Origin of the sequence: Bifidobacterium hapali (assembly GCF_002259755.1) — a bacterium.
Lineage (GTDB): Bacteria > Actinomycetota > Actinomycetes > Actinomycetales > Bifidobacteriaceae > Bifidobacterium > Bifidobacterium hapali.
The window spans coordinates 1-20,582 of sequence record NZ_MWWY01000023.1; the positions used below are offsets into that span (position 1 = coordinate 1).

The 20,582-nt window shown below is 54.7% G+C and carries 16 protein-coding genes and 1 pseudogene; 7 read left to right on the forward strand and 10 right to left on the reverse strand.

Features of this window, described 5'->3' with window-relative positions; translation table 11 throughout:
• A partial coding sequence (locus BHAP_RS05540; protein ID WP_143248743.1) for a transposase occupies nt 1-596 on the forward strand: 596 nt, incomplete at its 5' end.
• Between the two features lie 278 nt (nt 597-874).
• Here the strand turns inward: BHAP_RS05540 and gltX are convergent.
• The 8 genes from gltX to BHAP_RS05580 all read right to left on the reverse strand — a co-directional run bounded on the left by gltX (nt 875) and on the right by BHAP_RS05580 (nt 11,885).
• Nucleotides 875-2,437, reverse strand: coding sequence for a glutamate--tRNA ligase (gene gltX / locus BHAP_RS05545; RefSeq protein WP_420807716.1), 1,563 nt, complete (start codon nt 2,435-2,437; stop codon nt 875-877).
• Between the two features lie 189 nt (nt 2,438-2,626).
• Nucleotides 2,627-3,325, reverse strand: a complete 699-nt coding sequence (locus BHAP_RS05550; RefSeq protein ID WP_094729755.1) for a PadR family transcriptional regulator — start codon at nt 3,323-3,325, stop codon at nt 2,627-2,629.
• A 2-nt stretch (nt 3,326-3,327) separates the two neighbouring features.
• On the reverse strand, nt 3,328-4,440 hold the full coding sequence (locus BHAP_RS05555) for a DUF4097 family beta strand repeat-containing protein (RefSeq protein WP_094729756.1): 1,113 nt from the start codon (nt 4,438-4,440) through the stop codon (nt 3,328-3,330).
• A 183-nt stretch (nt 4,441-4,623) separates the two neighbouring features.
• A complete protein-coding gene (locus BHAP_RS05560; RefSeq protein ID WP_094729757.1) occupies nt 4,624-5,988 on the reverse strand; it encodes an ATP-binding protein in 1,365 nt (454 codons plus the stop codon).
• 726 nt (nt 5,989-6,714) lie between these two features.
• Nucleotides 6,715-7,671 (reverse strand): carbohydrate ABC transporter permease, encoded by a 957-nt coding sequence (locus BHAP_RS05565; RefSeq protein ID WP_094729758.1) that lies wholly within the window; start codon nt 7,669-7,671, stop codon nt 6,715-6,717.
• Nucleotides 7,672-7,710: 39 nt separating this feature from the next.
• On the reverse strand, nt 7,711-8,718 hold the full coding sequence (locus BHAP_RS05570) for an ABC transporter permease (protein WP_094729759.1): 1,008 nt from the start codon (nt 8,716-8,718) through the stop codon (nt 7,711-7,713).
• Nucleotides 8,719-8,883: 165 nt separating this feature from the next.
• Entirely contained in the window at nt 8,884-10,476 is a 1,593-nt protein-coding gene (locus BHAP_RS05575; RefSeq protein ID WP_094729760.1) for an extracellular solute-binding protein, read from the reverse strand.
• Between the two features lie 383 nt (nt 10,477-10,859).
• Nucleotides 10,860-11,885, reverse strand: a complete 1,026-nt coding sequence (locus BHAP_RS05580; RefSeq protein WP_094729761.1) for a glycoside hydrolase family 43 protein — start codon at nt 11,883-11,885, stop codon at nt 10,860-10,862.
• A gap of 251 nt (nt 11,886-12,136) precedes the next feature.
• On the opposite strand from BHAP_RS05580, the gene BHAP_RS05585 reads away from it, so the two are divergent.
• Nucleotides 12,137-12,721, forward strand: coding sequence for a helix-turn-helix domain-containing protein (locus BHAP_RS05585; RefSeq protein ID WP_158216439.1), 585 nt, complete (start codon nt 12,137-12,139; stop codon nt 12,719-12,721).
• The gene (locus BHAP_RS11630; RefSeq protein WP_158216440.1) at nt 12,712-12,864 is read left to right on the forward strand and encodes a hypothetical protein; all 153 of its coding nucleotides are present in this window, start codon (nt 12,712-12,714) and stop codon (nt 12,862-12,864) included. The genes BHAP_RS05585 and BHAP_RS11630 overlap by 10 nt, the downstream gene beginning before the upstream one ends.
• Nucleotides 12,865-12,932: 68 nt before the next feature.
• Here the strand turns inward: BHAP_RS11630 and BHAP_RS05590 are convergent, their stop codons facing one another.
• Nucleotides 12,933-13,994 carry a LacI family DNA-binding transcriptional regulator gene (locus BHAP_RS05590; protein ID WP_420807717.1) on the reverse strand — a complete coding sequence of 354 codons (1,062 nt, stop codon included), beginning with the start codon at nt 13,992-13,994 and terminating at the stop codon, nt 12,933-12,935.
• A gap of 114 nt (nt 13,995-14,108) precedes the next feature.
• Nucleotides 14,109-16,283: a family 43 glycosylhydrolase gene (locus tag BHAP_RS05595; RefSeq protein ID WP_094729764.1), complete on the reverse strand. Its 2,175-nt coding sequence runs from the start codon at nt 16,281-16,283 to the stop codon at nt 14,109-14,111.
• A gap of 204 nt (nt 16,284-16,487) precedes the next feature.
• Here BHAP_RS05595 and BHAP_RS05600 point away from each other — a divergent pair, with 204 nt between their 5' ends.
• The 4 genes and pseudogenes from BHAP_RS05600 to BHAP_RS05615 form a co-directional block, all read left to right on the forward strand.
• Entirely contained in the window at nt 16,488-18,053 is a 1,566-nt protein-coding gene (locus BHAP_RS05600; protein WP_094729765.1) for a glycoside hydrolase family 43 protein, read from the forward strand.
• A gap of 23 nt (nt 18,054-18,076) precedes the next feature.
• The gene (locus BHAP_RS05605) at nt 18,077-19,732 is read left to right on the forward strand and encodes a glycoside hydrolase family 43 protein (RefSeq protein ID WP_094729766.1); all 1,656 of its coding nucleotides are present in this window, start codon (nt 18,077-18,079) and stop codon (nt 19,730-19,732) included.
• A 253-nt stretch (nt 19,733-19,985) separates the two neighbouring features.
• Nucleotides 19,986-20,174: a hypothetical protein gene (locus BHAP_RS05610; RefSeq protein WP_094729767.1), complete on the forward strand. Its 189-nt coding sequence runs from the start codon at nt 19,986-19,988 to the stop codon at nt 20,172-20,174.
• 215 nt (nt 20,175-20,389) lie between these two features.
• Nucleotides 20,390-20,560: pseudogene (locus BHAP_RS05615) on the forward strand (ABC transporter permease); the annotation flags it as partial.
• Between the last annotated feature and the right edge of the window lie 22 nt (nt 20,561-20,582).

The following is a 20,582-nucleotide window of genomic DNA, read 5'->3' on the forward strand; positions in this document are numbered from 1 at the left end:
GACGATGGGCCAAGGACAAGGGGATACGTGCCGGACGCATCATCGACGACATGTTCAAGGCCATCGGTGAACAGACCGTTACCGTACCCGGCACCGACATGGCCGAGACCATCATCCCCTCGATCGCCCGCGACATCAAACAGATCAAGGACCGGCGCCGCAACCTCGCCTCGCAGGTCGAGGAGCTCCTCAACGATCACCCTCTTCTCACGGTCCTGACGTCGATGCCCGGGATAGGCGCCAGGACCGCAAGCAACATCCTCCTCGCAATCGGCGGGAACATCTCGAACTTCAAAAACGCGGCCCACCTCGCCGCGTACGCCGGCATCGCGCCCATCACCAGCCAATCCGGCACCAGCATCAAAGGCGAACACCCCGCCCGGGGCGGCAACAAACGCCTCAAGAACGCACTATGGCAGTCTGCGTTTGTCGCCTCCACTAAACACCCGCCATCCATCGCCTACTACAAACGCAAACGAGGACAAGGCAAACACCACAACGCCGCCATCATCTGCCTCGCCCGACGCCGCTGCGACGTGATCTACAGCATGCTCAAGAACGGCACCCTCTACCAGGAACAAACCCTCGCCGCCTGAACAAAACACAAACACCGGCTACGGCAACGAATCGCCAAGGCCAAAGCGAAGCACGCCCACCACAACCAACCAGAATGCGACACGTCAACCCCTCACACGGTTGACAAAAACATAGGAACACCCCCCCAACAAAACAGTCTGAGGGGTAGCCGCGCCCTTGGAATATCCAACCCGTGCAACTACCCCTCAGTCAGTATCTACAAACAACCTTACTGTTTGCTTTACAATGCTGTCCTAACAAAGAGAGCCACGATAAAAACGAATCACTCCCTCAGCGGTCACAGATGCTCGCGCAGTCCGCGCAAGCGAGCCAGCGACACCTCGCGGCCGACGATCTCCATCGACTCGAACAGCGGCGGCGACACGCGACGACCAGACATGGCCACACGCACCGGACCAAACGCCAGACGCGGCTTGTATCCACCGTCTTCCACCAGCGCCTTGTTCAGTGTCTCATGCAGGAAGTCAGTCTTCCAGTCAGCCTCAGACACACCTTCAAGCGTCGCAACCGCCAAGTCGAGCACCGCACCTGCGGAATCCTTGAGCTGCTTGCGCGCGTCGTCATCCGGCTCAATATAGCCATCGGTCGACAGCAGCGAGCCAACCATGCCAGCCACTTCGCCCAGCAGTCGCACGCGCGGCTGCACGAGCGGCGCCGCAGCAGTCAGCACAGCCTGCTCGCGCTCGGTCAGCGCATCCCACGAATCAGCCGACACCACGCCATCGCGATGCAGGTATGGCACCGAACGACGCAGGAAATCATCAGCGTCAAGCATACGAATATGCTCAGCGTTAATCGAAATCGCCTTATCCAGATCGAAACGCGCCGGGTTAGCCTTCACGTCGCGCACGTCGAACTTTTCGATCATCTCCTGCATGGAGAACACGTCGCGGTCGGGCGCAATCGACCAGCCGAGCAGCGCAAGATAGTTGAGCAGACCTTCACGAATGAAGCCGGCGTCGCGGTGGTTGAACAGGTTCGACTCTGGGTCACGCTTGGACAGCTTCTTGTTACCCTGACCCATCACGTACGGCATGTGGCCGAACAGCGGCGTGGTCTTAGCGATGCCGAGCGCCTCGAGATAGCGGTACAGCACGATCTGACGCGGGGTGGAGCTCAGGAGGTCCTCGCCACGTAGCACGACGTTGATCTCCATGAGCGCGTCGTCGACTGGGTTGGTGAGCGTGTACAGTGCGTCGCCGTTCGGACGCACGATCACGTAATCCGGCACAGAACCAGCCTTGAACTCAATACGACCGCGGATTAGATCGTCGAACGCGATATCCTCGTCGGGCATGCGGATGCGCAACGCGGGCTTGCGACCTTCGGCACGGAACGCAGCCTTCTGTTCCTCGGTCAGGTCACGATCGTAGCCATCGTAGCCGAATTCGGCCGGGCGACCGGCGGCAAGGTTGCGTTCCTTGATTTCTTCCGGCGTGGAATACGATTCGTACGCATAACCAGCGGCGAGCAGCTTGGCGGCGACGTCCTTATAAATATCAGTGCGCTCGGACTGACGGTACGGGCCGTGCGGACCACCGACGTCGATACCCTCGTCCCAGTCAATGCCGAGCCAGCGCAGGGCTTCGAGAATCTGGTTGTAGCTTTCCTCGGAGTCGCGCGCCGCGTCGGTATCCTCGATGCGGAAGATCAGTTTGCCGCCGGTGGCGCGAGCTTCAGCCCAGTTGAACAGGGCGGTGCGGACCATGCCGACGTGCGGCGTTCCGGTTGGCGACGGGCAGAAGCGCACGCGTACGTCTTTCGGCAGCGTGGGCTTGTCGTTTTTGGTTTCTTGTGCTGCGGATTGTGCAGCGTTTTCGGGTTCAGTCATAGGCCCCATTCTGCCGCGTTATCGGGACGTGGCGCAGGACCCGTGAGAGGTTGCGACATAAGACGCCGCAATATCACGGGTTGCGCAGATTTCGGATTCACTACAGGACGTTTTCGCACAGCAAAGCAAGGAAAGCAAGCGTAACTGCGCGCAATACCGAGGCTCGCGCGCAGTTACGCTGGATTTTGGACTGATTTTTCAGCGTAAGTGCGCGCACCCCTCGTTATTGCGCGCAGTTACGCTGCGTACGTGATCAACAAACGTATCGAGATCGTCACCGAGTTCGCGCACCATGTCCGCAGTGAGCGTGCCAGCTGCATCGGCCGCGCGCAGTACGTCGCGCAAGTCGTGACTGAACCGGTTCAGTGTACGTTCTGCTGCGATGATAACCGGCTCGTCTGTCACGTTGCGATACGCTGCTGTACTGCCTGTTAATCGGTTGAGTTCGTCATTGTTCATCGTGGTCGACGATGCGGACCGCAACGATCCAGACGACGATTCAGTCGACGTCGCAACTGACGATGCGAACGTAAGATCATCTTTCAGCGAGCGCATCGAATTGCGCACGTCTACGCGCATTTGATCAGCAAGCCTGCGGACAGATGAGTCAATGTCTGATTCCAGCTGATCAGTTTCGTTTCGACGAGCAACCAACTCTGCACGGCCGGCATCAGTGATCGCGTAAACAGTTTTGCGACCGACTGTTTCTTTCGTGATCAAACCATCGTCGGCGAGTTTGGCAAGGCGCGGATAAATAGTGCCGGCACTGGGAATGTACGCACCGTCGAACCGTTGCTCAATGGCTTGCATGAGTTCGTACCCATGCATCGGCGATTCAGCGAGCAATGACAGCAGATACAGGCGCATTTGACCGTGCGCAAAAATCGGAGCAGCCATACTTACGCCTTCTCATTGGAGTCGTAGTTGACCGCGTCATCAGCCACACGATCGCCGCTCGTGGCTTGCGCAACATCAGCCGTGTCACTAGCCGCACGTCGTACGATCTTCAGTTTGCCATTCATCGCATCGAACCGAATCGTCGTCACCGGACCGTCCGCTAAGCCATCCGCCGGACCGTCTTGATAGTCGAATCGACCACGCAGTTTACGCACGGTTCCGCCGATCTCAACCTTCCCGCTCATCGCATCTGCGCGGCAACGTACGCGCACGTCAGGGTCGAGTCGAATGACCGCACTGCCGTTCATTGAGTGGTATCGAATCGCTTCCGGCGAGCCAAACACGTCCGCATACAGCTTGCCACTGACCGCGTCGACTTTGATCGCCGTACAGTCACCACTGACAACCACGTCACCACTTACGGTGTCCGCTACCACGGAACCGTGATGGTTGCGCGCTTCAACTCGGCCAGACACACTGTTGAGTTTGAGTCTGCCGGATACATTGTCGGCGAGCAACGTGCCGGAAACGGTGTCGAGCTTGGCGCCGTTCGTCATGCCACCGATCAGCACGTCGCCTTTGACTGAGGAAATAGTTGCAGCTACGTCGCGCGGCACGAGCAGGCTGATATCGGCACTTGCGCGGTCATTGCCTGATGTTCCTGCAGAGAGGTCGCCGTGTTTGAGCAGCGAGCGAATGGCGCGGAATGCTGCGAATGGGTTGGACGTTGATACGTTCATGTTTATTGATTGACTGTCGTCAAAGTCACGCACGACAAGCTTGCCGTTGTTGACAGTGACTTCGACCGGCAGTCCGATTACGTTGGAGACTTCCAGACGGCAACCGGGATCGTCGTGGCCGATCACATCGATGCGACCTTTGACAACAGCGACGCACAGCTCGCGTATATCGTCGATGTCGAAGGTGGTGTTGTCGCCTTCTTCAACTATCCAACGTTCGCCGGCATGGTTGTAATCACGAGCTTCAGTGCCGATTCCATCGCTGGCCTCAGTGTCAGCTGTATCGTTCGCTTCGTCGTTCGTTGCGTCAGACGTACTGCCGCTTGTCTTATCGTTCGTATCGTTGCGATCGGCGTATTCAGTTCCCTGCGTCATCGTGACTCCTTCCGTTCGCCACTGATCGATTGACTGCCGCTCGATACATCGCAATGCGTAAACAACACTCATCACATTCGTATTTCGCGATATATCGCGTTCACAACATTCACTATAACACGATATATCGCGATATATCGTCGGCGTTTTGCTGCGGAAACATTGCCATTGGATTAATCCTCACTACAAACAGTGCGCCATATAAAGCGGCAATCGAACACGCTCACCTTCGACCTCCAGTTGCCTCGGATGTAGTACATATTCCTTGCCAAGTCGTTTACTGCCATACAGATTGCGGAATTTATCAAGAGATGAAACTCCGTATCGCTTCGTTGATTTCACTTCAATCGGACTTATACGCGGTTTCAGAGCAGCATTATCATAATCACGTACAATCAGGAAATCTATTTCCATTGTTCTCGTTGCATCCTCACGATTATTACGTGAGAAAAAATAAAGTGCGCGTCCATTGGCACGCAACTGTTGAGCAACCGCATTTTCTGTAAACATTCCCTCATTGATTGCTAATTTGCCAAACAAAATATCGCGGTACACATCATCCGTAGTCGTTTCTCGGTCAGCGAATATTTGTGAGACTAGCAATCCCGTATCAGCGAGATAGCATTTAAACGACCTACTGTCTGCATAGAGCCCAAGTCCTACCGTAGGGTCAGTTGCATTACGGCAAATATTTACTAATCGTGCATCCTCCAACCAGAAAAATGCCGCATCATATTCACGCATGCGAGCAGCCACATCGATCGACGAGAGCATAAACCGCTTCTCGTGTTTGGACAGCTGACCGGGAACCTGTGCGAAAATTCCACGCACACGAGCTGCATCGCCACCCGCAAACTTACCAATATCATCACTATAAAGCTGCAAAATTCCACGCTTAATATCATCAACATCCCCAAAATCGCGGTGTTCCACATAAGACACAACAGCTTGAGGCATGCCTCCAACCAAAAGGTACTCTCTCCATAATCGTGCCGCACGTTTATGCAACGCATCAGGTAACGCAGTTAACGATTCAAATGCACCGCGAATAGCATCCGCAAGTAATTCTTCGCTCATTGCCCAGCAGAACTCTTCAAAATCGAGAGGTCCCATGTCCAGCTTCCGCTCCTCGGAAGGAATGACAATATCAGCAACGTTCTTTTTAATAGAGATCAATGATCCGGTTTCCACATAGTCATACCGACCATCAGCCACTAAATATTTGATCATTTCACGCGCTTGCGGATACTGCTGTACTTCATCGAAAATAATGAGCGATTCGCGACGCACCAGTTTGGTGCGATAGTACGCAGATAGCATGAGAAAAAACGTATCCAAGTCGTCACGTTGATTATCGAACACATCTCGTATGTCACGAGGTAAACGAGCAAAATCAACAAGGATATACGATCGATATTGAGTTCGCCCAAACTCCTCAACTATGGTACTCTTACCAACTCGCCGCGCACCTTCAATAAGTAGCGCTTCACGACCTTGTGACTTAGTTTTCCACGAGATGAGCTTGTCAAGCATCTTTCTTCTTAACATAATTCACACCACCTTTCTACACGAAAACAACAGTACAGATACTGTAGATATTACACGAAAACAACAATATGGAAATCACCTATTTCACACGAAAACAACAATATGCGAGATTACTTTGTGACAGGTCAACGCATTACAACCATAACGTGCCGTTATTGCTACGGAAGCTGCGGAAAACGAGCGTAAGTGCGCGCAATAACGAAGGGTGCGCGCAGTTACGCTGGATTTTGGGCGATATTTCGAGCGTAAGTGCGCGCAGGTCCCGTTATTGCGCGCACTTATGCTCGAAATATCGGCGGAAACATACTGTGTAGACATACTGCATAGCAAAATCCCGATCGAGGTTTGCGCAATCGCGGCAGTATATGTTGCTCATCTGGCACGCTCGAGCAACATGACTACTGCGACAGAAACCCCGACCGGGAAGTATAGCAATTACTGGGATGGCCAGCGGATAAGCGACGCACGAACACGTCTATACACGCGTATAACAAACGGGACTGCGACATGGGAAAGAAGGAAAACCATGTCGCAGTCCCGCAAGAGGTGGTGCATAATCGGCACAGCATTAACTGCACGTATTCGGCACCATCTTCTGCTCAATTACCCGCCGATAGGAACCACAACCAGCAAGTAACAGAGCAAAGTACGGAGCGGATTCGCCCATATTGCCGCTGCCCTATACCGAGCACAGTCGGAAGCCCACCGGACTGTCCGCTTAACGGCTCAGCCCTTGACGGCTCCGATCATGACACCCTTGGTGAAGTACTTTTGCAGGAAGGGGTAGATCACGAGCAGCGGAAGCGTGGAGACGATGATGATACCGTACTTGATCGAATCAGCGAGCTGCTGACGCTCGATCATCGACTGGCCGTTACTCGAACCACCGCCAGACGTGGTGACCTGGTTCGCAAGCAGAATGTTCTGCAAAATCACCTGCAACGGCTGCTTATTCTGATCGCGAATGTAAATAAGACCCGTGAAGTAGTCGTTCCAGTGGCCCACGAAGTAGTACAGCGCGATCACACCGATAATCGCGGAAGATAGCGGCAGCACAATCTTCAGGAAGTAACGGAAGTAGCTCAAACCGTCAATCTGCGCCGCATCATGCAGTTCTTCTGGAATTGACGATTCAAAGAACGAGCGCACAATAATCACGTTGTACACGGAAACCGCACCGGGCAGAATGAACACCCACATCGTGTTCAAAATACCGAGGTCCTTGGCAAGCAGGTAGCCCGGGATCAGGCCGCCGGAGAAGAACATCGTGAACGTGAACAGGAACAGGATAATGCGGCGCGGCTTAAACTCGCGGCGAGACAGTGCGAAACCAACCGGCAGCGTAACGAGCATGTTGACCGCAGTACCAACCACCGAGTACAGAATAGTGTTACGATAGCCGATCCAAATACGCGGCTCTTGCAGCACCTTGATGTAACCGTTGATATTGATACCGCGCGGGAACAGCGTAACTTGACCTTGCGAAACAAGTCCAGCGTTGGAAATACTGGCGATTACGATAAACCATAGCGGGTAAATCGTCACCGCAACAACCAGCACGATAATGGCGGCAATAGTAATGTCGACCACCCAGTCCATCGGCTGCTTCTTCTGACGAACTTTGGGGTTGAACGGGATATCAGCGCTTGACGATGCCTTCGGCGCGATCGCGGATGCACTCATGATGACAATCCTTTCTTGAACGATTCAGTTCCGTAGGCATCAGAAGATGCTGGTGTTGGACGCACGCTTGGCGATCGCGTTCGCAGCGATGAGGAACGCGAAGTTGATCACCGTATTGAACAAGCCGATAGCGGTCGAATAACTGTACTGGTTAGAGACAAGACCCATCTTGTACACGAAGGTCGAGAGGACTTCCGAACCGGACAGGTTCAGCGAGTTCTGCATCAGGTAGACCTTCTCGAAACCGACGCCGAGCACGCCGCCCATGTTCAAGATGAGCAGGATGCCGCAAGTCGGCAGAATAGTCGGGATGTCAACGTATCGGATGAGCTGAAGTCGGCCAGCGCCGTCGATTTTCGCGGCTTCGTACAGCGCAGTGTCTACACCGGCGAGCGCAGCAAGGTAGATGATTGAGTTCCAGCCGACGTGCTGCCAGACTTCGGTGAGCCAGTAGATTGGTGCGAACGCGTCCGGATTGCCGAGGATGCTGGTTTTGCCGAGGAAACGGCCGATCATGCCGGAGTTCGGAGCGAAGAAAATGTTGATCATCGAGACGATGACCACGGTGGAGATGAAGTGCGGCATGTACGTGATTGTCTGCACGAACGACTTGGTGCGTTTGCCGCCGATTTGGTTGATGAGTAGTGCGAGGATGATCGGCGCGATGAAGCCGAGTACGAGCGTTCCGAGGGAGACGCGGATTGTGTTGACGATCAGGCTGGAGAACTGTGGGGATTCAAAGAATTTGGTGAAGTATTTGAAGCCGACCCACTTGCCGCCGGTCAAGCCTTTGCCGGGGACGAACTCGCGGAAGGCGAGCTGGATGCCGTACATCGGGACGTAGGCGAACAGCGTGATGAAGGCGATAGCCGGCAGTGACATGACCCACAGCTGCCAGTAGCGGCTCAAGTGAGTTGCGATGCGGGCTGGAAGTGGACGGTGACGAGCGATGTAGTCGTTGTCTGGGATGTCGTTGCCGGTACGGTTCGACTTGGATTGGGATACAACGGCTTCGGCGCTATGCGTGCCTTTGGTTGCGGAAGCCATAGTGGTCCTTTCCGAAAAGTGATTGAGTGTGATGCTATGGAAAGGCCCGCCCCACCGCCGCCGTGTTGGAGCGGTGGGACGGGCCTTCAGGTGATGAGGGAAGGTTCTCAGGTTTGGCTAGCTGGAGCTAGGGGTAGCCCCCATTCGCAGCCAGCGTTAGACCGATCAGGACTCGGACGCCTTCATGGTGTCGTCGTAAGCCTTCTGCCACAGGGCGATGTTGTCTTCGATACCACTCTTCTTGAGGGTGTCGATGTAGGTGTTCCAAGCATCGTCGGTCAGACCGCCGTCCTGAATCCACGTGGAGATGAGCGGCAGAGCGTAGTTCCAGATAGTCGAGTTGTTGTTCGACACCGTGGTGTTGTCTTCGGAGCTCAGGCGAGTGTACATCGGGATCAAATCCTTCTCGCCGATGTGCGACTGCTGGTTCTTGTAGACAGTGCCGTCCTTCTCAGCGAGGACCTTGTCCTGATCGCCCGTGACGCTCATGTTCTCGCGCACCCAAGTCAGACCGCGGTCAGCCAGGCCGAAGGTGGACAGATCATCCTGGAACTTGATGACGTTGTAAACACCGTCACCCTTGTTCTCGATGTACTTGCCGAGATCGCCGTAGTAGGATTCCATCGAGATGTCCGGATCGAGGAACTTGTCGATGATCTTGAGCGCAGCAGTCTTGTGTGCGTCATCAAGACCAGCCTTGACAGCTGCACCGTTGTAAATATCCTGCATCTCAGCTTCCCACGTAGTCTGCTCGTAGGAGACACCCGGAGCAGCCGGAACTTCGATGGACTCGTACTCGTCCTTCAGATCGCCAAAGTTACCAGTGTTCCAACCGTAGATCAGACCGACCTTAGCGGTCTTGCCGTCGGAGGAGATGTCAGCAGTGTTGAGTGAAGCGTCACGAGTGAGCACGTCGGCCGGCATGAGGCCAGCTTCGATCAGGGAGTGATAGTACTCGATGACTTTACGGAAGTTGTCAGACAGCATCCAGTTGCCGACCTTACCGTCCTTGACGTAGATGCCCTGCGAGCCAGAGCCGGTGGTGAACTGCGTGTTCTGACCAGTGCCGTTGAGCAGCAGGAACGGGCTCCACCAGCCGAAGCCTGCGGTGCCGAGCTGGTTGATGAGCATCGGGACTTCGTCAGCTTCACCGTTGCCGTTCGGGTCGTCGTTCTTGAATGCGGTGAGGACCTTGGTCAGGTCATCCCATGTCTTCGGAACCTCAAGGCCGAGCTTTTCGAGCCACTGCTTGTTGATCATGAGGTTCTGACCGCTGGACCACTTCGCACCGGAAGCGTTGCCGTAGTCAGACGGAACCTGCCAGATGTGGCCTTCGAGGTCGGAGCCGAACATCTTGGCTTCCGGAATCGTGTCGAAATATTCCTTGACGTTCGGCATCTGGTCGAGATCGTCGCTTAGGTCTTCCCAGTAGTTGTACTGGGCGAAGTTGTCGGCATTGTAGCCCCAGATGGTGATGTCGCCGACGTCGCCGGAGGCGAGCACGGTGGAAGCCTGCTGAGCCCACTGTGTATCGAGGATTTCTTCCCACTTGATTTCGCAGTCGCACGCGGCTTCGAGATCCTTGGTGAGGTTCATTTCCTTGGCTTCGATCTGAGTGCTGCGCTTGATCAGCGTGATCTTGACAACTGGCTTACCGTCAGCGTTGGTTTCGCTCTTCTGCTCTCCACAGCCGGAAAGTCCGAGCGTGGCAAGCATCGTTAGTGCGATACCGGCAGCAAGTGGCTTCCTGATATGCATAGTTTTCTCCTTTGATTACTTCTCCTGACTTGCGTCAGGCTTTGTGTTGCCTGCGATGACGGGCTGCAACGACTTCCTTCAGCCCGATGGATCGGTGAGCCTCCGCGCTCGTTTGCAACGATGTAAATGATTGTACAGCGATTTTCATCGTTGTACAAATCCGACACGCGGATGGATCATTCTTCGTATTGAGTTGTATTCATGCGCGAACCCACAGCCTGCCGAACACGCAACGCGTGGCGGTTTTCGCTCACTGAGAGCCGCTCAGCGAGCGTTTTCTGCCACACACTAATACGCGTGGCGGTATGCCGCCAAGGGTGCGACGAACATCGTAAACGAGCTTCTGACGCAGAATACTCGGCACGCTGCCTCGCGCAGATTATTCAGGATGCGATATTGACTGGTGTTCCCGCCAATTCACCACCGTCAGGCGGTAGCACATCGGTTGTTGACGGCGTCCACAGTGTATCCGGCTCAGGCACACCAAAATCAGGTGTACCATCAGCATTCCAATTCACCACACCAACGCGAGCGTGACGATTCGGGTCGAATAGCGGATCACCCTTTATATCGGTGTAATTGCGAGCATGGTAAATCATCAAATCTTGCGTACCATCTTCAGACTTAGTGAACGAGTTATGACCCGGACCATACTGACCGTTCTGCGCGCACGTCTTAAACACCGGAACCGGGCTCTTCGTCCAGCTCGCCGGGTCCATCAGGTCGCTGCCACGTTCAGCAGTCAACAAGCCCACCGCATACGGCACGCCAGTACCGGACGCCGAATAGGTAATGAAAATCTTGTCATCGTGGAACAGGAACGCCGGGCCTTCGTTGACAAGGAAATCAATGCACTCCCAGTCATATTCAGGCTTAGTGAGCATCACCGGGTCGGCCGCAAGTGTCCACGGATTTGCCATCGGAGCGATGTACAGGTTGGAATTGCCGGGAATATCCGGATCTTTTTGCGCCCAAACGAGGTATTGCACGCCATCGATCACTTCGGTGGTTGCGTCGAGCGAGAATGAGTCGATCGGAGTGACGATCTGCCCCTTTTCTACCCAGTTGTCGGAAGTCGGGTCGTCATCGGTGTTTTCCAACACGAACATACGATGCGTCGGCATGCCAGATGATTCAAAGTCTGTTTCCGCACCAGCGAAGTAGATGTACCACGCGTTATTTACGCGATGGAGTTCGGGGGCCCAAATGTACTTGCTGCACGGACCGGATTCGTGCTTGCGCCAGACTACCGTCTCCGGAGCCTGCTGCAAGTCATTGATCGTCGACGCATGGCGGATGGCGATGGTGTTGTATTCCGGGTCGGAACCAGTGAAGTAATACTCACCGTTGACGTTGAGCACCCACGGGTCCGCACGCTGGAGCACGATCGGATTGTTGTAAACAGCCATTGTTTGTCCTTTGGCAATCCAGATAATCTATTTTTACATCGATGAATATAACAGAATTACATCGTTGTAACAACTCGGCGTTTCTCCACACCACCGCAACGCCGCAACGTTATCTTGAACACCATCCCATCGTTATAACCACTCCACTAAACTCAATACCGCATACACCCCATTACGCAACTTTTACCCCAACGTCAAGCAACCCAACACCCACAACACGCACATCCCACCTCAATGATAATCTTGCATATATGCAATCATCTGATATTCTCCGGCAGCTTATGCAACGTAGCGGCATGAATGCGGCGCAATTAGCCCAATCCACGGGCCTGAGCGAATCGCTAATATCGCGTGCGCTCCACGGCCGCATTGACCCAGCGTTCGGAAAAATATCAGCCGCTGCGGAGCACATGGGATATCAGCTAATACTCAGCCCATTGGAACAGGCCACTCTTGACGCATGCAACTTGCATATGGAAGATCTCATTACAACCATCAATACCTACGCCAAAACCAACAAAGCTGACTCATGGCCTCCAATATCAGCCAGCATGCGTGAATTGTTGGAATCCTACGCATCCTCTAGCTCCAAGAACACTCCCGATGACTTATCCATCGTCCTGAAACGTATGCCAAACAAAGAGTGGAGAGCGTTCATGTCCGGACTGTATTACAAACAACACTGGCCAAACGAGCAGGACCTTACAGCATCTGATTTGCGCCTCGACGAGCAGTGGACTCCCCTGCGCAAAATATATCGTTCCGCCACACAACCTGACCCAGATTTTCTTACCTTCAACGTGTATCTACCGCAGGGAGAACTACAATGGAAATGACTCACGGCGAGCTCATGACACTCATTGACGAGTTGGCAAAAGAGTGCGTAGCACATCGAATAACAGGAACAATGACAATATACGGCGGCTGCGCGATGATGTTCCATCATCCCGATCTTCGTGCGACGCACGATGTGGACTGAGCTGCAGAACTAGCAGCCCAGTCCCCGACAGTTTAAGGTATCTGCACCACAAGAAAATCACAGATCGACTACGCCACCGCGGGCTGACGGGTGGAATCGCGCACGACTAGTGTGGAGGACACTTTGCGGAATACCGCCGCATCGGTGTCGTTGCCGAGCGGATGCTGCCCGGCGATACGCTCGTTCAACACGCGCACCGACAGTCGCGCCACTGCCTCAAGCCCCGGCGAAATCGATGTCAATGCCGGCGATAAATACTGCGAATCGTCAGAATTATCGAAACCAACCACTGAAATATCATCCGGTACGCGAAGCCCACGCATCTGAATCGCATGCATCGCACCAGCCGCAAGCATATCGTTCAACGCCACAACGCCATCCGGCTGCGCGCCAGAATCGAGCAGATGGTTCATCGCTTCCACGCCATCGGTACGATGCCACATACCAACCGGCGCCTCAAGACGGGGGTCAAAATCAACACCAGCCTCTTCAAGCGCCTCCTTGTAACCCTGCAATCGCAACGATGCGGAACCAATATCCTCGCCGGGATGCGTACCAAGCACCGCCACACGCTTGCAGCCAATCTGCAATAAATATTGCGTCGCACGCTTGGCACCTTCAACATTTTCGGTGGCAATATGATCGAATCGATCGGTAAAAATACGCTCACCCACCAGCACCATCGGATATTCGAGCTTAATATCTTCAATATCAGCAACTCCGAGCTGCAACGGACTGTAAATCAACCCGTCCATCATGGTTTGCTGGGAGCCGAGCAGCGCATCAAACTCACCTTCGCGCGAGTACAGCGTCGGCTCAACGATTACGCGCAACCCAACTTTTTTCGCTTCTTCAATCACCAGCGACGACAGTTGCGCAAAATACGGCATCTGTAAATCAGGAATCGACAGACCGATAATGCCCGTTCGTCCGCGCCGCAGATTGCGCGCAGACACGTTCATCACATAGCCGAGCCGTTCGATCGCTTCATTGACTTTGGCTCGCGTTTTATCCGACACAAATTCGTAATCATTGACCACGTTTGACACCGTTTTGATCGATACGCCAGCCGCTTTCGCTACATCGCGCATCGTCACCACATGGTCGTCTTTCGATACACTGCTGCCCATTGGTTGCTCCATATTCTGTTCTCGTCGCCTGATAGATCGCGCGTTGCGGCTTGTTACTGCCGTATCGTATGCGGTTCGCTCGTCTGCGCGCGTGAGACGAGCGAACCGTAAGACTTACCGCACCGTGATATCCATCGTTACCTCAGCATAGGCCGGATTGAGTTCCTCGTTGGTCTGCATGTCGAGAATCGGCATACCTTCGGCCGACCAGTGGACGCGGCGGACTTGCGCATCGCGTCCACCGTACCGACCGTTGACATACTCGGCATTGTGGAACACGTAGATGAGATTGCCATCTTCGTCGTGCGACCACATGCCGTGACCAGTACCAAGCTGCCATTCATCGTTGTAAATTCCGGATTTTTGCAGCGGATAGTCAAGTTTCGTCCACGTACTCGGATCGGTGAGATCAGCACGACGACCTGCTGGCGCGCTCACTACACCAGTGGTGTAGTCGATACCAACCAACGAACCTGAATAGATCAGCCAAATGCGACCGTCATGCACAACCGCGTTCGGACCTTCCGCAATCATGTTGTCCCACGCAAACTCTGGCACGATGATTTGCCGCGGCTCGCTGGTGAGTCGCGTTGGCTGAGCTGGGTCGAACGACGCGATCCACACGCTGCCGACCTGCTGCCACGCATAGTACCAGCGGCCAGAATCTTGGATGACGGTCATGTCGAGACTGATACGTTGCACTGGATTGAGCGGACCGCCGCTCGACGTGAGAATTGGTGCGGGAGTATCCCAGTTAGCTGGGTTGCGCGGGTCGAGATCGCGGCCGTCTGCTGTTTGCTTGAGCTGCATGATATGGCAACTGCCAGTCCACATGTCCGGTTTGCCGGCGCGATTATTTGCGGTTCCGTCTGGATTGGTCGGCTCGCCGTCGAAGCATGGCATGAACAGTACCGACAGTCGACCGCCGATCACATGCAGTTCAGGCGCCCAGAAACAGCCGGTCATCGCACGACCTTCACTATTGAGATCGCCGCACTTGAGCAAGTCGATCTCACGATCGCGACCGCCGTTTGCATCGGCAAGATCGGCAATACGCGATGCAACGCGCAACGGCATGTGCGTAGCACCACCGTTGGGATCGATGCAATTGCCATCCGTGTCGTCGGTAGCGATAAACAAGAACAGTTGTTCACCGTTGTAATTCCACGCGAACACGGACGGATCGGCACGTTCGACCGCAAAGGGAACTGGATGCACTGTTTGCCGGATATATCCACGAATAGTGCGGCGCTCGCCAGACTTGAGTTGTCCCGCCGATGCGTCGTTTGCGAGTGCTGCGAGTTGATCTGCATTCCAGTCCACGGCACGCATCGCAGTTGATCCGTCGGAATACTGCAGTTTCGCAGTCGTGCGAGCAAGCGAGCCGATCAAGTCGCGCGCTTCGCCGTCAACAAGCGTGGACGGTATGGTCATCGCCGGCAAGCTCACGCCGGTATTGTATATACGACCGAACCGTTCGATCAGTGCACTCGCTTCCGCATCGCTGACAGTGATGACGTTGCCAGGAACAATACGGCCGAGGCCGGGGATAGTGGCGTCTCGCGTCGGTACACCAGTCGATGCGTCAGCCGATGCGAACGCGGTCGTTACATCGTTGTCAATCGCAGTATCGTCAGTCGTGATCGCAGTCGGCAGTACAGTTCTCTGCTCAGCAGATCGTACGATATCGTCTGTAAACGCAACGCAAGTCTGTCCATCGTCATTTTGCCAGCGAATGACATACTGTTGCGTTGCCGTGTCGAACGTAACTGACGGTTCGTGTACGCCGGCCGTCGTGTCAAGATGAACTTGGCCGAGTCGCGTGTACGACAGTAGATCGCGGCTCACGGCAAGCAGAAACGACGAGCGTTCGGAACCGTCTGATGCACCGCCGCGAGCGGTTCTCGTGGCAACGATCGCAAAACGTCCGTCTGCGAGTCGGAAGAGATAGGGATCGCGCAAACTTTTGAATTCAATATCAACGCCGGGCATGACGGCACGGTAAGCCAGTGCGTCGCTTAACGGTTGCGATGACATGTCACCTTGTGCGGCTGGCTCGGTCGATAATTGTGCGGCGGCAGTACAGGCAGTGCGCGCGTCGGCCGGCACACCGTCTCGCGGGACTGCTGCAGCAAAGAAAATACCGTAATTTTCGTTGAGTGCAGTCCATGCACCGCTGATGGATGAACGCAGCGCAAGGTGCATGCTCAGGGCAATATCCTCATTGTTCGCTTCATCGCGTGTCGTGGGGATTCTGGTGTAGCACAGCAGGGAATATGAGCCCTCCATGACATCGGCCTTTCATGTCATTTGAATTTTACAACGATGTACAGTATACTCAAACTTACAACGATGTACAAACTCATCGTCGCGTCGCACATGCTGTTTATACAGAATCGCCGATATGCGTACGCATGTTGTTGCAACCTATGCAGTATTCAGCGCTACTCATACCGCGCACTCGGCGACCGCCGTCCGTTTAAAGGAAGTCCTATGAGAAGAAACCCACTTGTACGCCGCATTGCCGCACTCACCGCAGCCATCACCATGCTGCTCCCCATATCAGCATGTTCCGCACTGCCCGGCGGCGCATCATCGAGCGGTGCAGTCGTATCCAAAGTATCCGACATCAAACGAGCTTCTTCACATGACCCAACCATCGCCAAAGACGGTGACACCTACTACATCTACGGCTCGCACCGCGCATGGTACAAAAGCAAAGATCTCGTCAACTGGGAAACATTCAGCGACAACTTAAGCACCGACTTCAAAGACATCCTCGGCGACATCTGGGAAGAATGGCCCAAGCAACCCGCCAACTCCGATTTGACCGGCAATATGTGGGCGCCGGAAGTCGTGTACAACGAAACCATGAAAAAATGGTGCATGTACATGTCCGTCAATGGCACCAACTATAAGTCCGTGATCGTGCTGCTCACGGCAGATCATCTCGGCGGCGACTGGACGTACGTCGGACCGGTCGTCTACTCCGGATTCCGCACCGATACAATGGACAAAACCGACGTCGGCAAAGTACTCGGCACCAACGAAGTACCAACCCGTTACCTCTCCCCAGGCGACACTGAAATCAACGCAATCGACCCAAGCGTAGCAACCGACGACAACGGCGACATGTGGATGACATTCGGCTCATGGTTCGGCGGTCTGTGGATGTTCAAACTCGACCCAGCCACCGGATTGCGCGACTACACAACCACCTACGAAACCGTGCCAGACAAGTCCGATCAGTACTACGGCGTCAAACTCGCCGGCGGTTACGGTAACTCCGGCGAAGGCTCGTATCTCGTGCACACCAACGGATACTGGTATCTGTTCGCATCTTACGGCGGATTACAGCAGACCGCAGGCTACCAGATGCGCATGTTCCGCTCCAAAGACATCACCGGACCGTACGTCGATCAGAACGGCAATCCGGCCGTATATACCAAGTCCGTCGCCAACAATTGGACGTCGGATATCGGTGTGCGACTCATGGCGTCAATCAAATGGAGTGGCAACGATAACACCAACGTTGAAGTCGCGCAGGGCGGCAATTCGCTGCTCGTTGACGACGACGGCACCGTATATAACGTTTACCACACGCGATTCTCCAACCGCGGCGAAGAACACGAAGTACGCGTACACGAGATGCTGTCCACCGCAGACGGATGGATTGTGGCCGCGCCGTACGAATACACCGGTGTAAAAGCCAATAAGAAAGGCTATGACAAGTCTGCACTCGCCGGCGACTACGAGCTGGTGACGCACACGCAAAATACGTTCTTCCAAGGTAAAACAAACATCGCCGACAAAGACAGCACCGATTACAAGGGTGTGGATGAGGCAGTGAATATCACGCTCAAGGACGACGGCACCGTAACCGGCGACCAGAGCGGTACGTGGAGCGTTGACGACGGCACGAATCAGATGAGCATTACTCTTGGCGACGTGACATATCAGGGCGCGTTCGACCAGCTGCCGCGCGACAAAGACCTCAAGAATGTGATGACATTCTCCGCGATCGGCGGGAATGTATGCATTTGGGGTTCGCAGAAGTAAGTGAGAGTCTGAAAGTGGACGAAATGAACGAAATAAACGGGAATGGAGCGAGTAGCGAGCACTCCGCGAGCAATCTCATGCAGCCTCGTCATGCCAAGATTCACGATCCGGCGATTATTGAAGACCACGGCACATATTACATCGTTGGCACACACCGTCAATTCGCGCGTAGTACTGATCTCGTCAATTGGGAGCCGTTCGAAAACAATTTGACTCGCGACCCATACGCAGTACTTGGCGATATCTGGCAGGATTGGCCATGCCAGCCTGAAAACCCAGATCTGGCCGGCAATATGTGGGCGCCGGACGTGATATGGAATGAGGTCATGCGCAAATGGTGCATGTACTTGTCCGTCAATGGACATGAGTATCGCTCGGTGATCGTGTTGCTCACAGCCGATCGACTTGATGGAGACTGGACGTACGTTGGTCCTGTTGTATACTCAGGCTTTTCACCGGATAATGTGGACCGCACCGACGTGCCTCGCGTGCTTGGTGAAGAGGCTGCACATGGTGATTTATCACGATATGCATCGTTGAAGAATACCCGTATCAATGCGATTGATGCAGCGCCAATTCACTGCGAGCACGGCGAAATGTGGATGAGCGTCGGCTCATGGTTCGGCGGCATCTGGATGTTCAAGCTCGACCCAGCTACCGGTTTGCGCGACTATCGCGTACGCTACCCGCTCGTACCCGATGCAGCGGACCCGTACTACGGCGTTAAAGTAGCTGGTGGATACTGGAATTCCGGCGAAGGCTCGTATTTCGTACGCCATAACGGCTGGTGGTATCTGTTCATGTCGTACGGTTGGCTCGGCCGCACCGGCGGATACCAAATCCGCTTGTTCCGCTCGAACAATCTCGTCGGACCATATGTCGATCAAAACGGTAATCCTGCGATTTCTAACGGTGAAATACCCGACAATTGCAGCAAAGACACTGGCATTCGTCTCACATCATCAGTCTGCTGGAGCGGTGGCCCAGCAGACGAGCACAATATCGAAGTCTCACAAGGACACAACTCAGTCCTCACACGCAGCTCAGATGGCCGGCTGTTCCTTGTCTATCACACGCGATTTGTCGGCCGTGATGAGAACGACTACGAATCACATATCCGTGAACTACTGCCGACCGCCGACGGATGGCTGGCCGCTGCGCCATATGAATACTGCGGTAGCGTTGCCATGCCGCCGTCAGCGAACAACGTCGGCGCGGTGACTGCCAGCCGATCGGCCGAGCAATTGGATGATCAGACTGTCGAATCGACCAGCGATCATCCAATCGAACTGGCCGGCGACTACGAACTCGTTCGCCACAATCCGCGCACATACTTCAACGGCGAGCGCAATGATGACGGATCATGGGTTGGCGTCAACCTGCCAGAAACGATCACATTGAAGCCGGACGGTCGCGTAACTAGCTGCAGTACAGTTGATTGTTCCGATACGACAGATGCGTCGCGATTGGCTGATAGTGCGGTTTCTCGCGGATCATGGCGTTTACTCGGCGCAACCACGGCCGGCATACGCTGCTGTGACAGTGATGTGGCGATCACGATTGACGGCATAACCTATACCGGCGTATTCGCCGTGCTGCCGCGCGAAACCGACGGCCGGCCGACGCTCACGTTCTCAGCAATCGGTGGCAACCGCGCCATCTGGGGCGCACGGAAGTAACAGGGCAATCGTCCTTCCCTTTCTGCTGAGTTACGGCCTTTCTCAGGCCCCGCAAAGGCCGTAACTCAGCGGGATCGTACGAAACGCGCTGAGTTACGGCCTTTTTAAGGGGCCAAGACGACCGTAACTCAGCAGAAACACAGAGATAGCGCTCAGTTACGGTCGTCATAGTCGTCACGGTCGCCACGGTCGTCAACGAATACCAAAACGGTCGTGCACGGGCACGGCTCGCGTTCGTCATCTGCTCGATGTTATGGGCGCAACTGACTACGACGATATACTCGTCGCCGGGTCCGAGCCACCGCTAGGTCAACCAAACAAAGAATACAGCGCGCAAATCGACCCGATCGCCGCACGCAAACTACTCACCGACTACGCGCTCTCGCTGTGGCAAGTACCGCGCAACACATACGTCAATGTCTCGTATCGACCGCCGAACTAGCCGCATACGTGCGATCATTCGGCGAGCTGAGGGCATACTGCCTCGGCGACTCGCCACTAGTGAGCTTGACCGCATTACTCACACCGTGGGATACCGCACCAGCGTCAAGTCAGTGAATGACAATTACGCGACCGACACGGGATTCCGACAGCACGCCGACCGACGCACTGCCAGTAAGCGAGCAAAGTGCACAAGCCAGGCGCGGTATCCACGTCATCGGTATTTGGCTGCAGGCTGCGTTCAACTCATTCCGTACGCCGCTGATTTTCGCGGCCGCCATTGTGATCGTGGCAGAGACGGGGATACTGCTCGGTGCAATTTCGTTGCTTGAATGGGTATTTCTCGGTGAGGATGATACTGTGGACGACAATTCTGAGGGCGACTGAGATAGCGACAAGAACGAGTCTT